The organism is Bradyrhizobium sp. CCBAU 51753 (assembly GCF_015291565.1).
Taxonomy (GTDB): domain Bacteria; phylum Pseudomonadota; class Alphaproteobacteria; order Rhizobiales; family Xanthobacteraceae; genus Bradyrhizobium; species Bradyrhizobium ivorense.
Genome location: NZ_CP030037.1, coordinates 6,674,107 through 6,696,448, shown reverse-complemented (window position 1 = coordinate 6,696,448; position 22,342 = coordinate 6,674,107). Strand labels below are relative to the sequence as shown.

Below are 22,342 nucleotides of genomic sequence, written 5' to 3'. Positions count from 1 at the left end.
CCAATCTAACCTGCCGGGAGCCGGAAATCAGCAGGGACGGCAAACTGAAAATGCAGGGCGGAAACGCCCCGGTCTGAAAAGAGGTGGAAGTGGAGGCTTCTGTTGCCAGGTGCCTCCGAACCCCGCCTAGCGGAGCTTAACCCGCTAGGACTTTAAGATGGTCTTTCAAACTGCGTTACGCAGCCTGAGCAACCGGAGCAAAGTTGTCGTTGGCAACTATTGCATTGGCCCGATGTCGGCGGAACCATACCGAGAAAAAACGCGCCCTTTACGCCCTCGTCGATCCTATTTCGCCCCCGCCAAAAGCCACCCTGGAAACGTTCCCCGGATGGGCTTTGGTGGAGGCGCCGGGTACCGCCCCCGGGTCCGAATGGTTTATTGCGACGGTCATTTATTTCCATAGCCGGCGAACCGGCACCCCCAATATAGGCGGCTGGCTCAGAGAAAAACAGTGCCGATTCAGGCGCCTTCGGCTGTGAAAACACGCCGATTTGGGTTGGCCTGTGTCCCGTGGCCGTTCTAGATTTTGCCCATGCCCCCGGAATCCCCGCCGGTTGCCGCCCCGGCGCCGGATGCCTCTGCACCATCCCCGCCCACCCAGCCCGGCCTGCTCGAGCTGTTCCTTGCCTTTGCCAAGATGTCGCTGGCCGGCTTCGGCGGGGTGCTGGTCTGGGCCCGGCGGGGCATCGTCGAGCAGCACCGCTGGATGACCGCGGAGGAATTCAACGAGACCTTCGCACTGTGCCATTTTCTGCCAGGGCCGAACATCGTCAACCTGTCGGTCGTGTTCGGGGCGCGCTTCCGCGGCATCGCCGGCGGGTTCGCGGCCTTCGCCGGCCTGGTCGGCCCGCCGATGGTGATCGCGACCATCCTGGCCGCGCTCTACATGCATTACGGCGATATCCCTGCGCTGCGCCGCACCCTCGCCGGCGTCGCCTGCGCTGCGGTCGGGCTGCTGATCGCGGTCGTGTTCAAGATGATGATGCCGCTGATCAAGCGGCGTGATGTCACCGGCCTCGTCATCCTGACCGCGGTGTTCGCGGCGATCGGCCTGATCCGATGGCCGCTGCAGATCGTGCTGCTGGTCGCGATCCCGCTGAGCCTTGCGATCACGATCCTGACGCGCCGCATGGTGAAGGCATGAGCAGCAATTCCAATCCGATTGCGGAACTGGTCTGGACCTTCGGCCTGATGTCGCTGTTTGCGGTCGGCGGCGCCAATTCAGCTATACCGGAAATGCACCGTGCCGCGGTCGACGTCCATCACTGGATGACCGACAAGCAGTTCGCCGATGTGTTTGCGATCTCGCAACTGTCCCCTGGACCGAACGTGCTGATCGTGACGCTGATCGGCTATTCCGTCGCCGGGATCGGCGGCGCATTGGCCGCGACGGTCGCGATGTGCGGGCCGACTGCGCTGTTGGCCTATTATGTCAGCCGCTTCCTCGAGCGCTCGAAGCATGCGCGCTGGCCCGCGATCATCCAGGCCGCACTTGTTCCGCTCTCGATCGGCCTGATGGCGGCGAGCGGGCTGATCCTGGCGCGGACATCAGACCAAAGTTGGATCGCGGCCCTGATCACGATTATCGCAGCTGCACTCGCCTTTGCGACACGGATCAATCCATTCTGGCTGCTGCTCGCCGGGGGCGTCTTGGGTTTTGCTGGCGTTGTCTGACGAAAATCGCTAGGCAGGGGCGGGGCGGGACCTATTCCAGCCGATAGAAGAAGCAAGGCCCGCGATAGCGGGTCATGGAGGAGACACGCATGGCCGACACGATGGGCCACACGGCGTCAGCGACGGACAATATGACGCGAAATACGTCAGTCGCGCTCGGAATCGTCCTGTTGGGGCTGGCGCCGCAGATCTTTGAACTGGTGTGGTCGTTGGGAACGCTCGTCGGACTTGGGGCCGGCCGTGGTCCGCTGCAGGTGGTGACTGCGCATCTGACGGCCCTCGTGACCTCGGTCCCCAGCCTCATTGCCGTTCTGGCCGCCGTTCCTGGCATGATCCTGAGCTATTTTTCTCCGGGATCGGCTGCCGCGGCCGCGAAGTCGACGCTATCGTCGGACGAGCTTCTGGCGCTGATCTATTCCTATCCTCTGTTTGCCGTCGCGATCCTGACGCTGTTCGTCAGGATCCGGGCGCCGCAGGACTATATCGGCGGTGTCGTGCTGATGGCGGTGGCGCTGTTTGCGCTCTGGGCGTCCAGCGATCTGCAGGGTATGCACGGCTTCTCCTTCGGCGCGGGAACCGCGCCGCGGATGTTCGGTGTGCTGCTGGTGGCGCTGAGCGCCAGCATCGCCCTGACCGGGCTTCTCCACGAGGGGGCGGGGCTTTCCCACTATTCCTGGCGAGGGCCGCTGTTCGTGTCGGCGGCGATCATCTTCTTCGCGCTGGCGATCCGGCCGCTTGGGCTCGTCGTCACCGCATTTTCGAGCTTCCTGATCGCGGCGATCGGTTCGCATGAGACGACGTGGCTCGAGGCCGTCATTGTCGGCGCCTGCCTGACGCTCGGCTGCGCGATCCTGTTTCCCTACATCCTCGGGCTTCCGATGCCGATGTTCCCGCGTTTTCTGATCCAGTGAGGACGTGATGGATCTGTTTGCCAACCTCGCTCACGGTTTCGCGGTCGCGTTCTCGCCGATCAACCTTCTGATGTGTCTGATCGGTGCGCTGGTCGGCACGCTGGTCGGCGTGCTGCCGGGCATCGGCACCATCGCCACCGTCGCGATGCTGCTGCCGATCACCTTCGGCCTGCCGCCGGTCGGTGCGCTGATCATGCTCGCCGGCATCTATTACGGCGCGCAGTATGGCGGCTCGACCACCTCGATCCTGGTCAATATTCCCGGTGAGGCGACCTCGGTGGTCACCGCGCTCGACGGCCACCAGATGGCCAAGCAGGGCCGCGCCGGTCCGGCGCTGGCGATCGCCGCGATCGGCTCGTTCTTCGCCGGCTGCGTCGCAACCGTGCTGATCGCCGTGCTCGGCGCGCCGCTGACCAAGCTCGCGCTGGCGTTCGGCCCGGCCGAATATTTCTCGCTGATGGTGCTCGGCCTGATCTTCGCGGTGGTGCTCGCCAAGGGCTCGGTGCTGAAGGCGATCGCCATGATCGTGTTCGGCCTGCTGCTGTCGATGGTCGGCTCCGACATCGAGACCGGCGCCTCGCGCATGGCCTTCAACATCCCGGAACTTGCCGACGGCCTCGGTTTTGCAACCGTGGCGATGGGCGTGTTCGGCTTCGCCGAGATCATCCGCAACCTCGATCATGGCGCCGAGATGAGCCGCGATCTGGTGCAGCAGAAGATCACCGGATTGATGCCGACCAGAAAGGATCTCATCGACTCGGCGCCGGCGATCGGGCGCGGCACCGTGCTCGGCTCGATCCTCGGCATCCTGCCGGGCGGCGGCGCCGTGATCGCCTCGTTCGCGGCCTATACGCTGGAAAAGAAGCTGGCGAAAAATCCGTCGCGGTTCGGCCGCGGCGCGATCGAGGGCGTGGCGGCGCCGGAAAGCGCCAACAATGCCGCGGCGCAGACTTCGTTCATCCCGCTGCTCACCCTCGGCATCCCGCCGAACGCGGTGATGGCGCTGATGGTCGGCGCGATGACCATTCACGGCATCGTGCCGGGTCCGCAGGTGATGCAGAAGCAGCCCGACCTGGTCTGGGGCATGATCGCCTCGATGTGGATCGGCAATCTGATGCTGATCATCATCAACCTGCCGCTGGTCGGCATCTGGGTCCGTCTGCTGCGCGTGCCGTACCGGCTGATGTTCCCTTCGATCGTGATTTTCTGCGCGATCGGCATCTACTCGGTGAACAACGCGCCGGTCGACGTCATTCTCGCCGGCGTGTTCGGCCTGGTCGGCTACTGGCTGATCAAGCACGATTTCGAGCCGGCACCGCTGCTGCTCGGCATGGTGCTCGGCCCGCTGATGGAGGAGAACCTGCGCCGTGCGCTCTTGATCTCGCGCGGCGATTGGAGCGTGTTCCTCTCGCGGCCGCTGTCGGCGGTGCTGCTTGCGATCGCGGCCGGCCTCTTGGTGCTCGCGGTACTGCCGAGCCTGCGTGCCAAGCGCGACGAGGTGTTCACGGAGTCCGAGGGATAGCTGCGGCCTGCGTCGGCGCGCCGCAGGCGCGCAGCCGGAAGTCGAGTAGACTTTCACGGCAGCTTCATGAAATGAAAATGCCGGCCATTGGCCGGCATTTTTGTTGGTTGGACGTTCCGAGGAGATTGAGATGATGCCCATTCGCTCGTTTGCGGGCGCTTGCCTTGCTGCGCTCGCTTCGCTGTGCGCAGTTGCACCTGCTGCGGCGCAGAAATATCCGACGCGCAACATCACCATGATCGTGCCGTTCGCGGCCGGCGGGCCGACCGACGTGATTTCGCGCATCGTCACCGGGCACATGGCGCCGACGCTAGGGCAGAGCATCATCATCGAGAACGTGGTCGGCGCCGGCGGTACCACCGGGGCCACGCGGGCCGCGCGCGCCGCTAATGACGGCTATACGTTGATCACCGGGCATATGGGCACGCACGCGGCCTCCGTGCCGCTGTACCCGAAGCTCGCCTACCATCCGGAAAAGGATTTCGAGCCGGTCGCGCTGCTCGCCGGCACGCCGATCCTGATCCTGGCCCGCAAGGATTTTCCGCCGAAGGACCTCAAGGAGTTCGTCGCCTACGTGAAGGCCAATGCCGAGAAGGTCAACGCCGCGCATGCCGGCATCGGTTCGGTCTCGCACGTGTCCTGCGAACTGCTCAATTCGATCCTCGGGATCAAGCCGGTCGGCGTGCCCTTCAACGGCACCGGTCCCGCGATGAACGCGCTGGTCGCCGGCCAGGTCGACTACATGTGCGACCAGATCGTCAACGCGGTGCCGCAGATCAACGCCGGCACCATCAAGGCCTACGCGGTGGCAACGCCCGAGCGCAATCCGTCGCTGCCCAACGTGCCGACCACGACCGAAGCCGGCCTGCCGGAGTTCCAGGCCCAGGCCTGGAACGCGATCTTCGCGCCGAAGGGAACTTCGCCGGCGATCATCGCCACGCTGAACGCCGCTGCGGTCAAGGCGCTCGACGATGAGAACGTCAAGAAGCGGCTGCTCGAACTTGGCAGCGTGATCCCGGCGCCGGCCAACCGCACGCCGGAGGCGCTCGCCGCGCTCGTCAAAAGCGAGATCGCGAAGTGGACGCCGGTGCTCAAGCCGGCGACTTAAACCAGCGCAATCAGGTAGATAGACAAGGGGCGGAACGCGAGTTCCGCCCCTTGTCGTTTGCCGGAAGAGTGTTCATTTTTCAGGGTATAATCGGTGCAATCAGCCGAATCGGGCGTGTCGACCGGCGGCCTCGGCCGCTACATTCGCCGCTCCCTGGAGCCCCCGAAACAGACGCCCATGAACCAGTATCACGACCTGCTCGAACGCATCCTCGCCGATGGTGCGGAGAAGCATGACCGCACCGGCACCGGCACGCTGTCGGTCTTCGGCCATCAGATGCGCTTCAATCTGTCGGCCGGCTTCCCGATGCTGACGACAAAGCGGCTGCCGCTGAAGGCGATCGTGCACGAACTGCTCTGGTTCCTCGCCGGCGACACCAACATCAAATATCTCAACGACAACGGTGTCACGATCTGGGACGAATGGGCCGACGCCAATGGCGATCTTGGTCCGGTCTACGGCTCGCAATGGCGCTCGTGGCCCGCGCCCGACGGCCGCAGCATCGACCAGATCGCTGGCGTGATCGAGATGATCGAGCGCAATCCGGACTCGCGGCGGCTGATTGTCAGCGCCTGGAATCCGGCCGAGGTCGATAAGATGGCGCTGCCGCCGTGCCACTGCCTGTTCCAGTTCTATGTCGCGAACGGCAAATTGTCGTGCCAGCTCTATCAGCGCTCCGGCGACGTCTTCCTCGGCGTGCCCTTCAACATCGCCTCCTATGCGCTGCTGACGATGATGGTCGCGCAGGTCACCGGCCTGAAGCCGGGCGACTTCGTGCATTCGCTCGGCGATGCGCATCTCTATTCGAACCATCTCGAGCAGGCGCGCCTGCAATTGACGCGGCCGACACGGCCGCTGCCGACCATGACGATCAATCCCGACGTGAAGGACATCTTCGCGTTCCGCTACGAGGACTTCAAACTCGAAGGTTACGACCCGCATCCGCACATCAAGGCCGAAGTCGCGGTGTGAGGGATTGATGTCTCTCACCATCCGCCGCGCGCGGCCCGACGAGGCCGGACTGGTGTTCTCGCTGGTCCGTGAGCTCGCCGAATACGAGAAGCTGCTGCACGAGGTGCAGGCCAGCGAGGCCGACATCGCCGAGGCGCTGTTCGGCGCCAATCCGCGGCTGTACTGCGACATCGCCGAATGGAATGGCGAGCCGGCCGGCTTCGCGGTGTGGTTCGTCAACTTCTCCACCTTCGCCGGCCGCCACGGCATCTATCTCGAAGACCTGTTCGTGCGTCCGGCGTTGCGCGGCGAGGGCATCGGCAAGGCGTTGCTGATGCATCTTGCAAGGGAATGCGTCGCGCAGGGCTGGTCGCGCCTGCAATGGGCGGTGCTGGACTGGAATGCGCCGTCGATCGCATTCTACAAATCGCTCGGTGCCGAGTTGATGGACGAATGGACGATCTGCCGCGTCTCCGGCCCGGCGCTCGCGGCGCTGGCGAAAGGGGCGCGTTGATGGAGATCGTGCTCGTCGTTGCAGTCGCCGAGAACGGCGTGATCGGCCGCGACAATGCAATTCCGTGGCGGCTCAAAGCCGACCAGCAGCGCTTCAAGGCCATCACCATGAACAAGCCGGTCGTGATGGGACGCAAGACCTTTGAATCACTGCGCCGGCCGCTTGCCGGGCGCACCAACATCGTGGTGACGCGCGATCCCGCCTACCGGGCGCGCGGGGCGATCGTCACGACGTCGTTCGAGAGTGCCCGCGCGGCTGCGCTTGGCGATGCGCTGCGGCGTTTCGCCACTGAGATCGCCGTGATCGGCGGCGCGGAAATCTACCGACAATGGATGGATGTCGCCGATCGCCTCGAGCTTACCGAAGTCCATGCCAGGCCGGAGGGTAACACGCGGTTCGACGCCATCGATGCGAAGCACTGGGAAGAGGTGTCGCGCGTGCGGCATCCGGCCGGCGAGGGCGACAGCGCCGACTTTTCGTATGTGACATATCGTCGGCGCGGCCGAGGTTAACCAATGTTTGCATTGACAATTATGCCCCGGCGCATAGCTCGTCCCGCCATGAAGCTTGCGTTGTAAGGGTCCCGACGGTCCCCTATAACCGGGCCGGACATTCGAGCCCTTGACCGATCCGGTCCGGGCTTGCCGAGGAGAGATTTGATGCCGTGGAAAAATCAGGGCGGGGGGCCGTGGGGCTCGGGTCCGAAAGGACCATGGGGCTCCGGTCCGCAGTCGGTCGGGCCGAGGCCGCCGGACCTTGAGGACCTGCTGCGCCGCGGCCAGGACCGGCTGCAGCAGTGGCTGCCCGGCGGGCATTTCAGCGGCATGGGGGTCGCGCTGGTCGTGGCCGCCGCGCTGGTGATCTGGTTTGCGACCGGCATCTTCCGCGTGCAGTCGGAAGAGCTCGGCGTCGTGCTGCGCTTCGGCAAGTATGTGCGCGACGCCCAGCCGGGCCTGCGCTATCACCTGCCGTATCCGATCGAGACGGTGCTGCTGCCGAAGGCACTGCGCGTCAGCACGATCTCGATCGGCATGACCCTGATCGACGATCCCTCCCGGCGCGGCCGCACCATGCGCGACGTGCCGGAGGAGAGCCTGATGCTGACCGGCGACGAAAACATCGTCGACGTCGACTTCACCGTGTTGTGGCGGATCAAGCCGGGCGGCGCCGGTGCCTTCCTGTTCAACATCCAGAATCCCGAAGGCACCGTGAAGGCGGTAGCCGAAAGCGCGATGCGCGAGGTGATCGGCCGCTCCCAGATCCAGCCGATCCTGACCGGCGCCCGCAACGTCACCGAGCAGAACGTCCAGGAGCTGATGCAGAAGACGCTCGACACCTACGGTGCCGGCATCCAGATCACCCAGGTGCAGATGCAGAAGGTCGACCCGCCGGCGCAGGTGATCGACGCGTTCCGCGACGTGCAGGCTGCGCGCGCCGACTTCGAGCGTCTGCAGAACGAGGCGCAGACCTATGCCAACAGCGTCGTGCCCGAGGCGCGCGGCCGCGCCGCGCAGATCCTGCAGGCCGCCGAAGGCTACAAGGAGCAGGCGGTCGCCGAGGCCAAGGGCCAGAGCGCGCGCTTCCTGAAGGTCTATGAAGAGTACAAGAAGGCACCCGACGTGACGCGTGAGCGGATCTACCTGGAGACCATGGAACGCGTGCTCGGCGGCTCCGAGAAGCTGGTTTATGACGGCGGCGCGGGCCAGAACATCGTGCCCTATCTGCCGCTCGGCGAATTGACGCCGCGGCGTCCAGCAGCACCGGCGGCCACCACCGGCCAGCAGCAGCAGGGAGGCACCCGATGAGGTCCCCCGTCACGGGCATCATGACCCTGATCGTCCTGTTCGTGGTGCTCGCGCTCGCCTACAGCTCGATGTTCACGGTGCAGCAGACCGAGCAGACCATCGTCCTGCGGTTCGGCGAGCCGGTCGAAATCGTCACGGACCCCGGGCTGCACTTCAAGGCGCCCTGGAATTCCGTGATCAACATCGACAAGCGGATTCTCGATCTGGAGAACCCGTCGCAGGAGGTGATCGCCTCCGACCAGAAGCGGCTCGTCGTCGACGCCTTCGCGCGCTATCGCATCAAGAATGCGCTGCGCTTCTACACCAGCGTCGGCTCGATCCAGGCCGCCAACATCCAGCTGACCACGCTGTTGAACGCAGCGCTGCGCCGCGTGCTCGGCGAGGTCAGCTTCATCACGGTGGTGCGCGACGAGCGCGAGCGCCTGATGTCGCGGATCCGCGAGCAGCTCGACAGGGAAGCCGACGGCTACGGCATCGAGGTCGTCGACGTCAGGATCCGCCGCGCCGACCTGCCCGAACAGAACAGCCAGGCCGTCTACGAGCGGATGAAGACCGAGCGGCAACGCGAGGCCGCCGAATTCCGCGCCCAGGGCCGCCAGAAGGCGCAGGAGATCCGGTCCAAGGCCGATCGCGAGGCCACCGTGATCGTGGCCGAGGCGAACTCGACCGCCGACCAGACCCGCGGCGCCGGCGATGCCGAACGCAACCGCCTGTTCGCCGAAGCCTATGGCAAGGATCAGGACTTCTTCGCGTTCTATCGCTCGATGACGGCCTATGAGAACGGCCTGCGCTCCAGCGATACGCGTTTCCTGTTGCGGCCGGACTCGGAGTTCTTCAAATATTTCGGCAGCGCCAGCGGCAAGGCGCCTGAGGCGGCCGCTGCGCCCAAACAGTAGCGGCGCGGCACGGCGGCGAAGCGGATCACGCCTCGCCGCCGTCAAAAAACAAGAAGCATCGAGCGGGAGGTTGCCATCTGATGAGGTCCATAGCGTTCGGCGACTTCCTCATCGGCTTGGGAATCCTGTTCGTGCTCGAAGGCATCCTGTTCGCGGCAAGCCCGTCCTGGATGCGCCGGGCGATGAAGAGCGCGCTGGAGACGCCGGACAACATCCTGCGCGTCGTCGGCATCGGTTCGGCGGTGGTCGGGCTGATCCTGATCTGGCTGGTGCGAAAGTAGAGAGATTGTCGTTCCGGGGCGATGCGAAGCATGGGCCTCAGGTGCGCAATTGCGCACCGGGGAACCTGGAGATTCCGGGTTCAGCCTCCGTCGGGCTGCCCCGGAATGACGACGTAAACTCTACGCAATCGTGAGCCTTCTGCAGCCGGTTTTTCGCCGAAATGCCCGGCTGAGATGCTTGCCCGCACGCCGGTTCGGGCGCACTCTGTGACCAATGATTTCGACCCGTTTGCCTGGAGAGATTCCGACATGACCGCTGCCAGACCAGCCCTGAGCCGCCGCCTCCGCCTGATGGGGGCTGCGATCTCGATCGGTGCTGCGACCGTGCTGAGCTCGGTGCCGGCGTTCGCGCGCGGTCCTGAAGGCATCGCCGACACCGCCGAGAAGGTGATCGACGCCGTCGTCAACATCTCGACGTCGCAGAATGTCGAGGCCAAGGGTGGCGGCGGCGCGATGCCGCAACTGCCGCCGGGCTCGCCGTTCGAGGAATTCTTCGACGACTTCTTCAAGAACCGCCGCGGGCCGGGCGGCAGCAAGGGCGGTGACAAGGGCGGCGACTTCCAGCCGCGCAAGACCAACTCGCTCGGCTCCGGCTTCATCGTCGACGCCGCGGGCGTCGTCGTCACCAACAACCACGTCATCGCCGACGCCGACGAGATCAATGTCATTCTCAACGATGGCACCAAGGTGAAGGCCGAGGTGGTTGGCGTCGACAAGAAGACCGACCTTGCGGTGCTGAAGTTCAAGCCGCCGAAGCCGCTCACCGCGGTCAAGTTCGGCGACAGCGACAAGCTGCGTCTCGGCGAATGGGTGATCGCGATCGGCAACCCGTTCAGCCTCGGCGGCTCCGTGACCGCGGGCATCGTCTCGGCCAAGAACCGCGACATCAGCCAGGGACCCTATGACAGCTACATCCAGACCGACGCCTCGATCAACCGCGGCAATTCCGGCGGGCCGCTGTTCAACCTCGACGGCGAGGTGGTCGGCGTCAACACGCTGATCATTTCGCCGACCGGCGGTTCGATCGGCCTCGGCTTCGCGGTGCCGTCGAAGACCGTGGCCGGCGTGGTCGACCAGCTGCAGAAGTTCGGCGAGCTGCGCCGCGGCTGGCTCGGCGTGCGCATCCAGCAGGTCACCGACGAGATCGCCGACAGCCTCAATATCAAGCCGGCGCGCGGCGCGCTGGTCGCCGGCGTCGACGACAAGGGCCCGGCCAAGCCGGCCGGCATCGAGCCCGGCGACGTCGTCGTGAAGTTCGACGGCAAGGACGTCAAGGACCCGAAGGATCTGTCGCGCATCGTCGCCGACACCGCGGTCGGCAAGGAGGTCGAGGTCGTCGTCATCCGCAAGGGTAATGAGGAGACGCGCAAGGTCACCCTCGGCCGCCTCGAGGACAACGACAAGGTTCAGCAGGTCAACGCCAAGCCGAAGGATGATACCGCCGAGAAGCCGGTGACCCAGAAGGCGCTCGGTCTCGATCTGGCGGCGCTGAGCAAGGACCTGCGCACCAAGTACAAGATCAAGGACAGCGTGAAGGGCGTCATCGTCACCGGGGTCGACAACAATTCCGATGCCGCCGAGAAGCGGCTGTCGGCCGGCGACGTCATCGTCGAGGTGGCGCAGGAGGCGGTCAGCAACGCCGCCGACATCAAGAAGCGCGTCGATCAGCTCAAGAAGGACGGCAAGAAGTCGGTGCTGCTGCTGGTCTCCAACGGCGACGGCGAACTGCGGTTCGTGGCGCTCGGCGTGCAGTAGCGGCCACGCGAGTCATTCCGGGGCGATGCGAAGCATCGAACCCGGGATCTCGAACGATTTGCCCGACTTGAGGTTCGGGGCTCGGTCCTGCGGACCGTCCCCGGGGGCGAGGGCACACACTATTTCGGAATAATAAAAGATTACCCCTGAGTTGCCCGACGTGTCAAGTCGCCCGGTCGACCGCCGGCTACTTTGCATGGGGTTGTTTTCGCCATATTGGCAGTTCGCCCCCGCGATCGCCCTGCGGACCGCCTTATTCCACGAACTCATCCCGCCGATAGCCCTGCGCATACAATAGCGCGGTGAGGTCGCCGTGATCGATCCGGCCCGCGGCGGCGGCCGCGACTGCCGGCTTGGCGTGATAGGCGACGCCGAGGCCGGCGGCCTCGATCATGCCGAGGTCGTTGGCGCCATCGCCGACCACCAGCGTGTCGATGTCGTCGAGGTCGAAGGATTCCGTCAGCTCGATCAGGGTGGCGAGCTTGGTGGCGCGGCCGAGGATCGGCTCGATCACCTCGCCGGTCAGCTTGCCGTTCTCGACCTGCAACCGGTTGGCGCGGTTCTCCTGGAAGCCGATCCGCTCCGCGACCACGTTGGTGAACAGCGTGAAGCCGCCCGAGATCAGGCAGGTGTAGGCGCCGTGCGCGCGCATGGTCATGACAAGCTGGCGGCCGCCCGGCGTCAGCGTGATGCGCTTCTCCAGCACCTCGTCGACCACGCTGACCGGGAGATCCTTGAGCAGCGCCACGCGCTCGCGCAGCGCCGGCTCGAAGTCGATCTCGCCGCGCATCGCGCGCTCGGTAATGGCGGCAACATGGGCCTTCAGCCCGGCGAAATCGGCGAGTTCGTCGATGCACTCCTGGCCGATCATGGTGGAATCCATGTCGGCCAGAAAAAGCTTCTTGCGCCGGGCGATCCGCGGCTGCACGACAATGTCGATCGGCAGGTCGCCGCGCGCCGCGCGCAGGCGAGCCTCGATGGCCTTGACGTCCGCGCTGCCGGTGTCTTGGCTCTCGAACGGAATGTCGACGGCAACTTCGTTGAACAGCCAATGCGCCGGGCCGGCCGACGGCAGCACCGCCCGCGCGCCGTCGACGATGGTGGAGTCGAGCGCGGGGCTTGCGGGATTGCAGATCAGCGTGGCAACGAGGGACATGCAGGCGCATTCGAAATTGTTGGACAAGGCCGTGCTTATCGCAGGGCCGACCGCCAGCGGCAAGTCGGCGCTGGCGCTGGCCCTTGCCCAGGCAACCGGCGCCGTCGTGATCAACACCGACTCCATGCAGGTCTACCGCGATTTGCGGATCATTACGGCGCGGCCGACCGCGGCCGAGGAGGCGCTGGTTCCGCACCGGCTCTACGGCCATGTCGACGCGGCCGTGAATTTCTCCGCCGGCGCCTGGGTGGCCGATGCGGCGAGGGTGCTGGCGGAGGTGCGCGCGCAAGGGCGGCCGGCGATCTTCATCGGCGGCTCCGGTCTCTATTTCAAGGCGCTGACGCGGGGGCTATCGGCGGTGCCGCCGATCCCCGCCGTGGTGCGCGAAGCCGTGCGCGCGCGGCTGGAGCAGGGCGGCGTCGAGGCGCTGCATGCCGAGCTCGCACAGCGCGATCCGGTGTCGGCCGCGCGGCTGAAGCCGCGCGACCGCACCCGCGTCGCGCGCGCGCTCGAGGTCGTGGAGGCCACCGGGCGGGCGCTGCCGGACTGGCATCGCGAGGGCCTGCCGCCGCTGCTGCCGGCCGGCGAGTTCCGCGCGCTGTTTCTCGCGCCCGAGCGCGAGCGGCTTTATCAGCGGATCGATGCGCGGTTCGGCACCATGCTCGAGGCCGGCGCGCTCGACGAGGTCGAACGTCTGGCTGCCCGCGGGCTCGATCCGCTGCTGCCGGCCATGAAGGCCCACGGCGTGCCGGCGCTGATACGCCATCTCAAGGGGGAGATCAGCCGGGATGACGCCGCCGAGATCGGCCGGGCCGATACCCGTCACTATGCAAAGCGCCAGTTCACCTGGTTTCGTCACCAGCTGCCGGAATTCGAGTGGGTGGCGCCGGAGGGCGCCAGGGAATGGCTCGGGATTTCGTAACCCGGATGGAGCGCAACGTAATCCGGGGGGCTGCAGCCACGGAGGGGCCTCTCCCGGATTGCGCTTCGCTCCATCCGGGCTACCCGTCTGCTGATGGCGGCCCGCGCCCGTCTGCCATGCGCGTTTTGCCACGCAAAAACACTCGCCGAACGGCCGGAACCCCGTTACACTCCAAAAAGCCGCGAAAATGCTTGCCTTGCCTTGACATTCGGGCTTTGGCCGCTATGTTTCGCGCAACCTTTGGGAAGCCCGAGCAGCCGCATGCGCAACATTATTACCAAACTGCTTATCGCCGTCGTACCCAGGCACACCGCCGGGGATGGCTAGCGGCCATCCAAATTCAGGCGGTGTGCATGGGGCCTCTGGGGCCCTTTTTTATTTCCCGAAGCAAGCTTGCAAGAAAACCGCGCCAAGCCAGGCGCATCCGGAGTGAGCCATGACCGACAAGAGCCACGATCCCAATCAGATGACCGGCGCCGCGATGATCGTGCGCGCGCTCATCGATCACGGCGTGCTGCATGTCTTCGGCTATCCCGGCGGCGCGGTGCTTCCGATCTATGACGAGATTTTCCAGCAGAGCGAGGTCGAGCACATCCTGGTCCGCCATGAGCAGGGCGCCGGCCACGCCGCCGAGGGCTATGCGCGCTCGACCGGCAAGCCCGGCGTGGTGCTGGTGACCTCGGGCCCCGGCGCTACCAACATGGTGACGCCGCTGACCGATGCGCTGATGGACTCGATCCCGCTGGTCTGCATCACCGGCCAGGTGCCGACGCACCTGATCGGCAATGACGCCTTCCAGGAATGCGACACCGTCGGCATCACGCGGCCCGCCACCAAGCACAACTGGCTGGTGCGCGACGTCAACGACCTCGCCAGGGTGCTGCACGAGGCATTCTATGTCGCCACCACCGGCCGGCCCGGCCCGGTCGTGGTCGACGTGCCGAAGGACGTGCAGTTCGCGACCGGCACCTATCATCCGCCGCGCAAGTCCGACGTGCATGTCTCCTACACGCCGCGCGTCAAGGGCGATGCGATGCAGATCCGCAAGGCGGTGGCGCTGCTCGCCAACGCCAAACGCCCCGTGATCTATTCCGGCGGCGGCGTGATCAATGCCGGCCCGGAAGCCTCGAAGCTGCTGCGTCAGTTCGTCGAGGCCACCGGCTTCCCGATCACCTCGACGCTGATGGGGCTCGGCGCCTATCCGGCCTCGGGGCCGAACTGGCTCGGCATGCTCGGCATGCACGGCACTTACGAAGCCAACATGACCATGCATGATTGCGACGTCATGCTGTGCGTCGGCGCGCGCTTCGACGACCGCATCACCGGCCGCACCGACGCGTTCTCGCCGAACTCGAAGAAGATCCATATCGACATCGATCCGTCCTCGATCAACAAGAACATTCGCGTCGACGTGCCGATCATCGGCGACGCCGCCAACGTGCTCGGCGACCTCCTGCAGGTGTTCAAGGCGGAGGCCAAGAAGCCCGACATCAAGTCGTGGTGGCAGCAGATCGCGCAATGGCGCGCGCGCAACTCGCTGTCCTACAAGAAGAACAACGATATCATCCTGCCGCAATATGCCATTCAGCGGCTGTTCGAGCTGACCCGTGGCAAGGACACCTACATCACGACCGAAGTCGGCCAGCACCAGATGTGGGCGGCGCAGTTCTACGGCTTCGAGGAGCCGCATCGCTGGATGACCTCGGGCGGCCTCGGCACCATGGGCTACGGCCTGCCGGCCGCAGTCGGCGTGCAGGTCGCGCACCCGGATAGCTTGGTGATCGACATCGCCGGCGACGCCTCGGTGCAGATGACGATCCAGGAGATGTCGACGGCAGTGCAGTTCGAGCTGCCGATCAAGATCTTCATCCTGAACAACCAGTACATGGGCATGGTGCGGCAGTGGCAACAGCTGCTGCACGGCAACCGTCTGTCGCATTCCTACTCGGAGGCGCTGCCTGACTTCGTCAAGCTCGCCGACGCCTATGGCTGCGTCGGGCTGCGGGCGTCCAAGCCGGCCGATCTCGACGGCGCGATCAAGGAGATGATCTCGATCAAGCGCCCGGTGCTGTTCGATTGCCGCGTCGCGGCACTGGAAAACTGCTTCCCGATGATCCCGTCGGGCAAGGCACACAACGAGATGCTGCTGCCGGAAGAGGCGACCAGCGAGGCCACCGCCAACGCTTTCGCTGCCGGCAAGGCGCTGGTGTGACGATGGGGGACAGTCGACGAGCGCTCGCTCTTCACCTCGCCCCGCTTGCGGGGAGAGGTCGGATTGCGCGTCAGCGCAATCCGGGTGAGGGGGAGGCTCCGCGAGTCCGTCTCCCACCGACCCTGCGGAGGCTCCCCCTCACCCCAACCCTCTCAGAGCGAGCGAAGCTCGTCTCGGCCCCGCAAGCGGGGCGAGGGAGGAGCTTATCGCGTGCGCGGATGGAGTTCGGCCGACATGTTTGATCTCAACGAGCTCGAACGCGCCCACCGGATCGTCGGCACCGCGGTGCCGCCGACACCGGCGCATGCTTGGCCGCTGCTGGCGGAGCGGCTCGGCACCTCCGTCGTGGTCAAGCATGAGAACCACACGCCGATCGGTGCCTTCAAGGTGCGCGGCGGCCTGGTCTATCTCGAGCGGCTGAAGCGCGAGCGCCCCGACGTGCCCGGCATCATCTCGGCGACCCGGGGCAATCACGGCCAGAGCCTCGCCTATGCCGCCGGCCGCCACGGCGTGCCGGCGGTGATCTATGTGCCGCGCGGCAACTCGGTCGAGAAGAACCGCGCCATGCGCGCGTTCGGCGCCGAGCTGGTCGTGCACGGCGAGGATTTTCAGGCCGCCCGGGAAGAGGCCGAGCGCCGCGCCCAGTTCGCCGGGCTGCACATGGTGCCGTCATTCCACCCGGACCTGGTGCTGGGGGTTGCGACCTACGCGCTCGAGCTGTTCCGCGCGACGGCGGACCTCGACACGCTCTATGTGCCGATCGGGCAGGGCTCCGGCATCTGCGGCTGCATCATGGCGCGCGACCTGCTCGGACTGAAGACCGAGATCGTCGGCGTGCAGTCGACCGAGGCGCCGTCCTACGCGTTGTCATTTGCGTCAGGCAAGATCGTCACCACCGAGACCAGCAACACCCGGGCCGATGGCATGGCGACGCGGATTCCCGATCCCGAAGCGTTGGCGCTGATCCGCAAGGGCGCCTCGCGCATCGTGCAGGTCACCGACGACGAGGTCGCTGACGCGATCCGCGCCTACTGGACCGATACCCACAATCTCGCCGAAGGCGCCGGTGCTGCGGCGCTCGCTGCCGCGCTGCAGGAAAAAGCCAGGCTCGCCGGCAAGCGGGTCGGCCTGATCCTGAGCGGCGGCAATATCGATTTCGATCTGTTCCGGTCATGGATCGGGACGGAGGCCGCGCCGGCCGTGCAGCGCGCGGTGGCGTGAGAAGAATCCAAGGGGACGACAATGAACCAGCCCGCATCCGCCTACTTCCTGGAAGAGCGCCACGATCCCAACGAGACGCACACGCTGTCCGTGCTCGTGCAGAACGAGCCCGGCGTGCTCGCCCGCGTGATCGGCTTGTTCTCCGGCCGCGGCTACAACATCGATAGTCTCACCGTCTCGGAGACCGAGAGCCAGAAACATCTCTCGCGCATCACCATCGTCACCACGGGCACGCCGATGGTGATCCAGCAGATCAAGCATCAGCTCGATCGCATGATCCCGGTCTACCGCGTCGTCGACATGACGCTGACGGGGCAGGCGATCGAGCGCGAGCTCGCGATGGTCAAGGTGCGCGGCACCGGCGACCACCGCGTCGAGGCGCTGCGGCTGGCCGATGCGTTCCGCGCCCGGGTGATCGACGCCACGACCGAGAGCTTCGTGTTCGAGATCACAGGCAATTCGTCCAAGATCAATCAGTTCATCGACCTGATGCGCCCGCTGGGGCTGGTCGAGGTGTCACGAACCGGGGTGGCCGCGATCACGCGCGGGCCGGAAGGGATGTGAAATCATGTTGGCGCGCGACTGGTACTACACCCAACGGCGGCGGGTCGGGCTCGATACCGCGGTGGCCTCGATCTATGACGTCACCGAGGACAGCGATGCCCGCGCCCGCCAGGCGCTGACCACGCTCGGCGTCAAGCCGGGCTGGCGGGTCGCCGACATCGGTTGCGGCAACGGTGTGCTGGCGACCGAGGCCGCCTTGATGGGCGCCGAAGTCGACGCCATCGACATCTCGCCGGCGATGCTCGGGCTCGCCGAGATTTACGCACGCGACCGCAAGGCGAACATCCGCACCCAGCCGGCCGGGCTCTTGTCCTTCGCCTATCAGGCGAATTCGTATGATTTGATCGTCAGCGAGTTCACGCTGCACCACTTGCCGGACTTCTGGAAGGCGGTGGCGATGTCGCGGATCTTCAACGCGCTGAAGCCGGGCGCCAACTTCTATCTGCGCGACATGGTGTTCGTCAGCATGCCCGACGGCGTCGAGCGCGACGTCGAGGGCTGGGCGGATTTCTCGATCAAGAACCACGATTTCGAGCGCGACAGCGTGATGACCCACATGCGCGACGAATACTCTACCTTCGGCTGGGTGATGGAGCGCATGCTGACCGAGACCGGCTTCACGCTGGTCTCGGCCGACTATCACGCGCCGCTGCACGGCACCTACTTGCTGCGCAAACCGAAGCCGGACGAACAGATCTAGACGCCGACGCCAGAAGCGAAACGGAAGCAAAAGAAGAACAACAATGAAGCCGGCCGATGTTGGCATCGCCGTCATGGTCGCGGTGATCTGGGGGCTTGCGTTCGTCGCAAGCCGGATCGCGCTCGATGAGCTGCCGCCGGAATTGATGACTGCGCTGCGCTTTGGCATCGCGGCGGTGCCGTGCCTGTTCCTGCGCAAGCCGGCCCAGGTCTCGTGGCCGCTCCTGATCGCTATCAGCTTCACACTGTTTCTCGGCCAGTTCCTGGCGCAGTCGGTCGCCATCGCGCACGGCGTGCCGGTCGGGCTCACCAGCGTGATCGTGCAGAGCCAGGCGCTGTTCACCATCGGCTTTGCGGCGGTGCTGTTCAGCGAAATGCCGTCGCGGATGCAGACAGTCGGCATCGCGATCGCCACGGCCGGCCTCATGATGATCTGCGGCACGGTCGGCTACGATTTCAGCGTCACCGCCTTTGCCATCCTGATGATCTCACCGATCTCGTTCGCGATCGGAAACCTGCTGCTGCGGCCGGCGCAGGGCGCGCGCATGTTCGACCTGTTCGCCTGGCTGTGCCTTTGCGCGGCGGTGCCGTTGTTCGTCCTGTCATTCGTCACCCTGGGACCGCTGCCGCTGGGGCAGGCGCTGTGGCATCTGTCACCGGCCGGCATCGTCTCGATGCTGTTCGTCGGCACCATCTCGACCAGCATCGCCTACTGGCTGTGGGGCCGGCTGCTGCGGGACTACCCGGCCGCACAGGTGGTGCCGTTCGCGCTGCTGGTGCCGTTTGTCGGCTCGGCGGCCTCGAGCATCGTGTTTGGCGAAAAATTCGGGCCGCTGCGGCTGGCCGGCATGATCACGGTGATCGCCGGCATCGCCGTCATGCTGCTGTCGAAGCGGCCTAAAGTTCTGCCGAAAGTCGCGTGAGGGCACCATGTCCAGTTCGTTGCTGTTCGCCTTTGTCGTGTTCGCCGTCGTGATGTTCTTCACCCCGGGCCCCAACAACATCATGCTGCTGTCGTCCGGCCTGACCTACGGCTTCCGCCGTACGCTGCCGCATATCGCCGGCATCACGGTCGGCTTCGCCTTCATGGTCGGCGCGGTCGGCGTCGGGCTCGGCACCATCTTCCTCGCCTATCCGGTGCTGCAGACGATCCTCAAATATGGCGGCGTCGCCTATCTGATCTATCTGGCCGCCATCATCGCCATGGCCGAGCCGCCCTCGGCGGACAAGGACGAGAAGGCGGGCCGCGGCCCGATGACGTTCTGGGGCGCGGCCATGTTCCAGTGGATCAACGCCAAGGGCTGGGTGATGGTGATCGGCACCATCACCGCCTATGCCGCGATTGCCACATTTCCCTGGAATATCGCGATCCAGGTCGGCCTCAGCCTGCTGCTGGGCACGGTGTCCTGCACGGTCTGGGCGCTGTTCGGCACCGCGCTGCGGCCGATCCTGACCTCGCACCTGGCGATCCGGATCTTCAATGTGGCGATGGCCATCCTGCTCCTGGCCTCGCTCTACCCGGTCTTCATGGACGCATGATGCCGCACCGCGCCATGCGAGATGGGGGTTTCCCCTGACGGGGAAAATGCTCTAGACAACGCCGGAAATTCGCGGGCGTCCGGCGGTTCTGTCCTTCCGAAAGCCTGATCCATCGGCCGATGTTCGGCCCCCTGCAAACGAGGAAACCACGATGCGAGTTTACTACGATCGCGATGCCGACCTGAACCTGATCAAGGGCAAGAAGGTCGCCATCGTCGGCTATGGCAGCCAGGGCCACGCCCATGCGCTCAACCTGAAGGATTCCGGTGTCAAGGAAGTCGCGATCGCGCTGCGCAAGGGCTCGGCCTCGGCCAAGAAGGCCGAGAACGCCGGCTTCAAAGTGATGGAAGTCGCCGAGGCCGCCAAATGGGCTGACCTCGTCATGATGCTGACCCCGGACGAACTGCAGGGCGATATCTATCGCGAGCATCTGCACGACAACATGAAGAAGGGCGCGGCGCTGGTGTTCGCCCACGGCCTTAACGTGCACTTCAACCTGCTCGACCCGCGCGCCGACCTCGACGTGCTGATGATCGCGCCGAAGGGCCCGGGCCATACCGTGCGCTCGGAATATCAGCGCGGCGGCGGCGTGCCCTGCCTGATCGCGATCGCCAAGGATTCCTCCGGCAATGCCCATGACCTCGGCCTCAGCTACGCCTCGGCGATCGGCGGCGGCCGCGCCGGCATCATCGAGACCACCTTCAAGGAAGAGTGCGAGACCGACCTGTTCGGCGAGCAGGTGGTGCTCTGCGGCGGCCTGGTGGAACTGATCAAGGGCGGTTACGAGACCCTGGTCGAGGCCGGCTACGCGCCCGAGATGGCCTATTTCGAGTGCCTGCACGAGGTGAAGCTGATCGTCGACCTGATCTATGAAGGCGGCATCGCCAACATGAACTACTCGATCTCCAACACCGCCGAATACGGCGAGTACGTCACCGGTCCGCGCATCGTCACCGAAGAGACCAAGAAGGAGATGAAGCGCGTCCTGAACGACATCCAGTCCGGCAAGTTCGCCCGCGACTGGATGCTGGAGAACAAGGTCAACCAGACCTCGTTCAAGGCGACCCGCGCCAAGCTCGCCGCGCACCCGATCGAGCAGGTCGGCGAGAAGCTGCGCGACATGATGCCCTGGATCAAGAAGGGCGCGCTGGTCGACAAGTCGAAGAACTAAGACTGCGCAGGGTGGGCAAAGCGCAAGCGTGCCCACCTTCGCGAGCACGACACTGCGGGTGGGCACGCTGAGCCGTGCCCACCGTGCGGTCCACCGTCGTCATTGCGAGCCAACGGGTCGCGCGAATGCGCGCCCGATGACAAGCTCCGCGAAGCAATCCATCGTGCGGCAAGCGGAGACATGGATTGCTTCGCTTCGCTCGCAATGACGGGGATGTACGACGCCGGAGGCTACCCCACCGCCGCCGGCTGCTTCTCGAGCCGGTTGTGCAGCTGCCAGAACCGCACGGTGCGCTGCGCGGTCTCCAGCGACAGCCGCCGGTAGTCGCGCTGCGCGATCTCCAGCGTCGCCTCGTCGAGCGGATGCGGCAGCGGCCGCCTGCGCAGGATGGATTCCACCGTCGGCCAGTTCAGCCGCGCCGACCGGCACGGGATCAGGATCAGGTCCGAGCGCATGCCGAGCATCAGGCGTTCCACCATCACGATCGGCATATCGTTGAGCACGGCGAGCGCCACCGTGACCTCGTCGAACTTGCCGGCCTCGGCGAATTTGTAGACCGCCGCGTCGTCGAGCTCGTTGAGCTGCTTCATCAGCTTCACATACTCTTCCGCGATTCCGTAATTGCGGCGCGGGGTGGCGGCCTCCTGCTCGGCGATGTGGTCGAGCACCTGGCGGATATCGTCGCGCACCGCGGGCGGCGCGATCGCGAGCAGGCGGGCGCGCACCGTGGCCTTGGCGCGGGCCAGCAGGTCATGCAGCAGCTTGGCCGGAAGGTCGAGCCGCAGCCCGAGGATCTCAACCAGCTCGTCGTCCTGCTCGGCGCGGGCGACGATGTTGGAATAGCCGTCGTCGGAGAACTGGGCGCTGGCGTTCTTGGCGAGCCGCCGGATCACCCGGTCCTCACCGCGGCCGATGATCACGTCGGTGACGACCTCGGGCAGGTTCTCGCGCGCCGAGATCGCAAACAGATGATCCTGTCCCTTGGTGCTGGCGATCTCGCGCAGCGCCTCCGGGCTGAGGCGGCTGGAATGGGTCAGCACCTCGCCGGCGACGCTGATATCGTCGTCCCAGGCGAGATATTGGACCACCTCGAATGGTGCGTAGTCGAGCGGCGCAAGCCGCTTGGACAGCTCGGCCCGCGCCCGCGTCTCGACGCGCGCGACCAGGAGGCAGAGCACGTCGTCGAACACCTTGACCTGCTCATCGTTGAGCCGGTCGCCATCGTTCAGGAACAGGTCGGTGACCCGGCGCAGCGTCTGCACGCGCCTGGCCGAGGTCCCGTCCCGGACCGCATCTTCGAGTTCGGCAATAATCGATTCTGACGCCTGTTGCGCCATTGATGGGCAACCTTGTTGTTTGTTGGATGACACCTGCGATCACGATGCAACATGTGATGTTACGCCTGTGTTAAGCCGAAACCCGTGGCAAATACGGGTGCAAT

General features: G+C 65.4%; 22 protein-coding genes and 1 other RNA gene. 20 read left to right on the top strand and 3 right to left on the bottom strand.

What is annotated here, in order from left to right:
* Nucleotides 1-88 precede the first annotated feature (88 nt).
* Nucleotides 89-455: a transfer-messenger RNA gene (ssrA, locus tag XH93_RS30715) on the bottom strand.
* A 77-nt stretch (nucleotides 456-532) separates the two neighbouring features.
* Here ssrA and XH93_RS30710 point away from each other — a divergent pair.
* The 12 genes from XH93_RS30710 to XH93_RS30655 all read left to right on the top strand — a co-directional run bounded on the left by XH93_RS30710 (nucleotide 533) and on the right by XH93_RS30655 (nucleotide 11,417).
* The gene (locus tag XH93_RS30710; protein WP_139485612.1) at nucleotides 533-1,144 is read left to right on the top strand and encodes a chromate transporter; all 612 of its coding nucleotides are present in this window, start codon (nucleotides 533-535) and stop codon (nucleotides 1,142-1,144) included.
* Nucleotides 1,141-1,674, top strand: coding sequence for a chromate transporter (locus XH93_RS30705; protein ID WP_194470325.1), 534 nt, complete (start codon nucleotides 1,141-1,143; stop codon nucleotides 1,672-1,674). The genes XH93_RS30710 and XH93_RS30705 overlap by 4 nt, the downstream gene beginning before the upstream one ends.
* An 89-nt stretch (nucleotides 1,675-1,763) precedes the next feature.
* Nucleotides 1,764-2,585 (top strand): tripartite tricarboxylate transporter TctB family protein, encoded by an 822-nt coding sequence (locus tag XH93_RS30700; protein WP_194470324.1) that lies wholly within the window; start codon nucleotides 1,764-1,766, stop codon nucleotides 2,583-2,585.
* A gap of 7 nt (nucleotides 2,586-2,592) precedes the next feature.
* The gene (locus XH93_RS30695; protein WP_172627066.1) at nucleotides 2,593-4,107 is read left to right on the top strand and encodes a tripartite tricarboxylate transporter permease; all 1,515 of its coding nucleotides are present in this window, start codon (nucleotides 2,593-2,595) and stop codon (nucleotides 4,105-4,107) included.
* 130 nt (nucleotides 4,108-4,237) lie between these two features.
* On the top strand, nucleotides 4,238-5,215 hold the full coding sequence (locus XH93_RS30690) for a tripartite tricarboxylate transporter substrate binding protein BugD (protein ID WP_139485608.1): 978 nt from the start codon (nucleotides 4,238-4,240) through the stop codon (nucleotides 5,213-5,215).
* A gap of 177 nt (nucleotides 5,216-5,392) precedes the next feature.
* Nucleotides 5,393-6,187, top strand: a complete 795-nt coding sequence (locus XH93_RS30685) for a thymidylate synthase (RefSeq protein ID WP_194475388.1) — start codon at nucleotides 5,393-5,395, stop codon at nucleotides 6,185-6,187.
* 7 nt (nucleotides 6,188-6,194) lie between these two features.
* Nucleotides 6,195-6,680, top strand: a complete 486-nt coding sequence (locus XH93_RS30680) for a GNAT family N-acetyltransferase (protein ID WP_194470323.1) — start codon at nucleotides 6,195-6,197, stop codon at nucleotides 6,678-6,680.
* Entirely contained in the window at nucleotides 6,680-7,192 is a 513-nt protein-coding gene (locus XH93_RS30675) for a dihydrofolate reductase (RefSeq protein WP_194470322.1), read from the top strand. Before XH93_RS30680 ends, XH93_RS30675 begins: the two co-directional genes overlap by 1 nt.
* Nucleotides 7,193-7,339: 147 nt before the next feature.
* Nucleotides 7,340-8,485, top strand: coding sequence for an FtsH protease activity modulator HflK (gene hflK, locus XH93_RS30670; RefSeq protein WP_139485605.1), 1,146 nt, complete (start codon nucleotides 7,340-7,342; stop codon nucleotides 8,483-8,485).
* Nucleotides 8,482-9,381 carry a protease modulator HflC gene (hflC, locus tag XH93_RS30665; protein WP_139485604.1) on the top strand — a complete coding sequence of 300 codons (900 nt, stop codon included), beginning with the start codon at nucleotides 8,482-8,484 and terminating at the stop codon, nucleotides 9,379-9,381. Before hflK ends, hflC begins: the two co-directional genes overlap by 4 nt.
* Nucleotides 9,382-9,461: 80 nt before the next feature.
* Nucleotides 9,462-9,662 carry a DUF2065 domain-containing protein gene (locus XH93_RS30660; RefSeq protein ID WP_139863015.1) on the top strand — a complete coding sequence of 67 codons (201 nt, stop codon included), beginning with the start codon at nucleotides 9,462-9,464 and terminating at the stop codon, nucleotides 9,660-9,662.
* Nucleotides 9,663-9,911: 249 nt separating this feature from the next.
* Nucleotides 9,912-11,417: a Do family serine endopeptidase gene (locus XH93_RS30655; protein WP_139485602.1), complete on the top strand. Its 1,506-nt coding sequence runs from the start codon at nucleotides 9,912-9,914 to the stop codon at nucleotides 11,415-11,417.
* 253 nt (nucleotides 11,418-11,670) lie between these two features.
* Here XH93_RS30655 and serB read toward each other — a convergent pair whose 3' ends face one another.
* On the bottom strand, nucleotides 11,671-12,573 hold the full coding sequence (serB, locus tag XH93_RS30650) for a phosphoserine phosphatase SerB (RefSeq protein ID WP_194470321.1): 903 nt from the start codon (nucleotides 12,571-12,573) through the stop codon (nucleotides 11,671-11,673).
* Between serB and miaA the strand changes: the two genes are divergently transcribed.
* The 8 genes from miaA to ilvC all read left to right on the top strand — a co-directional run bounded on the left by miaA (nucleotide 12,572) and on the right by ilvC (nucleotide 20,901).
* Nucleotides 12,572-13,495, top strand: coding sequence for a tRNA (adenosine(37)-N6)-dimethylallyltransferase MiaA (miaA, locus tag XH93_RS30645; protein WP_194475387.1), 924 nt, complete (start codon nucleotides 12,572-12,574; stop codon nucleotides 13,493-13,495). The two genes, serB and miaA, sit on opposite strands and share 2 nt — an antisense overlap.
* 436 nt (nucleotides 13,496-13,931) lie before the next feature.
* Nucleotides 13,932-15,707, top strand: a complete 1,776-nt coding sequence (locus tag XH93_RS30640) for an acetolactate synthase 3 large subunit (protein ID WP_139485599.1) — start codon at nucleotides 13,932-13,934, stop codon at nucleotides 15,705-15,707.
* Between the two features lie 234 nt (nucleotides 15,708-15,941).
* Complete coding sequence (locus XH93_RS30635) at nucleotides 15,942-16,928, top strand: threonine dehydratase (protein ID WP_194470320.1); 987 nt, start codon at nucleotides 15,942-15,944, stop codon at nucleotides 16,926-16,928.
* Nucleotides 16,929-16,949: 21 nt separating this feature from the next.
* Complete coding sequence (gene ilvN / locus XH93_RS30630) at nucleotides 16,950-17,492, top strand: acetolactate synthase small subunit (protein ID WP_139485597.1); 543 nt, start codon at nucleotides 16,950-16,952, stop codon at nucleotides 17,490-17,492.
* Between the two features lie 4 nt (nucleotides 17,493-17,496).
* On the top strand, nucleotides 17,497-18,192 hold the full coding sequence (locus XH93_RS30625) for a class I SAM-dependent methyltransferase (RefSeq protein WP_139485596.1): 696 nt from the start codon (nucleotides 17,497-17,499) through the stop codon (nucleotides 18,190-18,192).
* A gap of 43 nt (nucleotides 18,193-18,235) precedes the next feature.
* Nucleotides 18,236-19,114, top strand: a complete 879-nt coding sequence (locus XH93_RS30620; RefSeq protein WP_194470319.1) for an EamA family transporter — start codon at nucleotides 18,236-18,238, stop codon at nucleotides 19,112-19,114.
* Nucleotides 19,115-19,121: 7 nt separating this feature from the next.
* On the top strand, nucleotides 19,122-19,730 hold the full coding sequence (locus XH93_RS30615) for a LysE family translocator (RefSeq protein ID WP_194470318.1): 609 nt from the start codon (nucleotides 19,122-19,124) through the stop codon (nucleotides 19,728-19,730).
* A gap of 151 nt (nucleotides 19,731-19,881) precedes the next feature.
* Nucleotides 19,882-20,901: a ketol-acid reductoisomerase gene (gene ilvC, locus XH93_RS30610; RefSeq protein WP_194470317.1), complete on the top strand. Its 1,020-nt coding sequence runs from the start codon at nucleotides 19,882-19,884 to the stop codon at nucleotides 20,899-20,901.
* A gap of 230 nt (nucleotides 20,902-21,131) precedes the next feature.
* Here the strand turns inward: ilvC and XH93_RS30605 are convergent, their stop codons facing one another.
* On the bottom strand, nucleotides 21,132-22,238 hold the full coding sequence (locus XH93_RS30605) for a DUF2336 domain-containing protein (RefSeq protein WP_194470316.1): 1,107 nt from the start codon (nucleotides 22,236-22,238) through the stop codon (nucleotides 21,132-21,134).
* Between the last annotated feature and the right edge of the window lie 104 nt (nucleotides 22,239-22,342).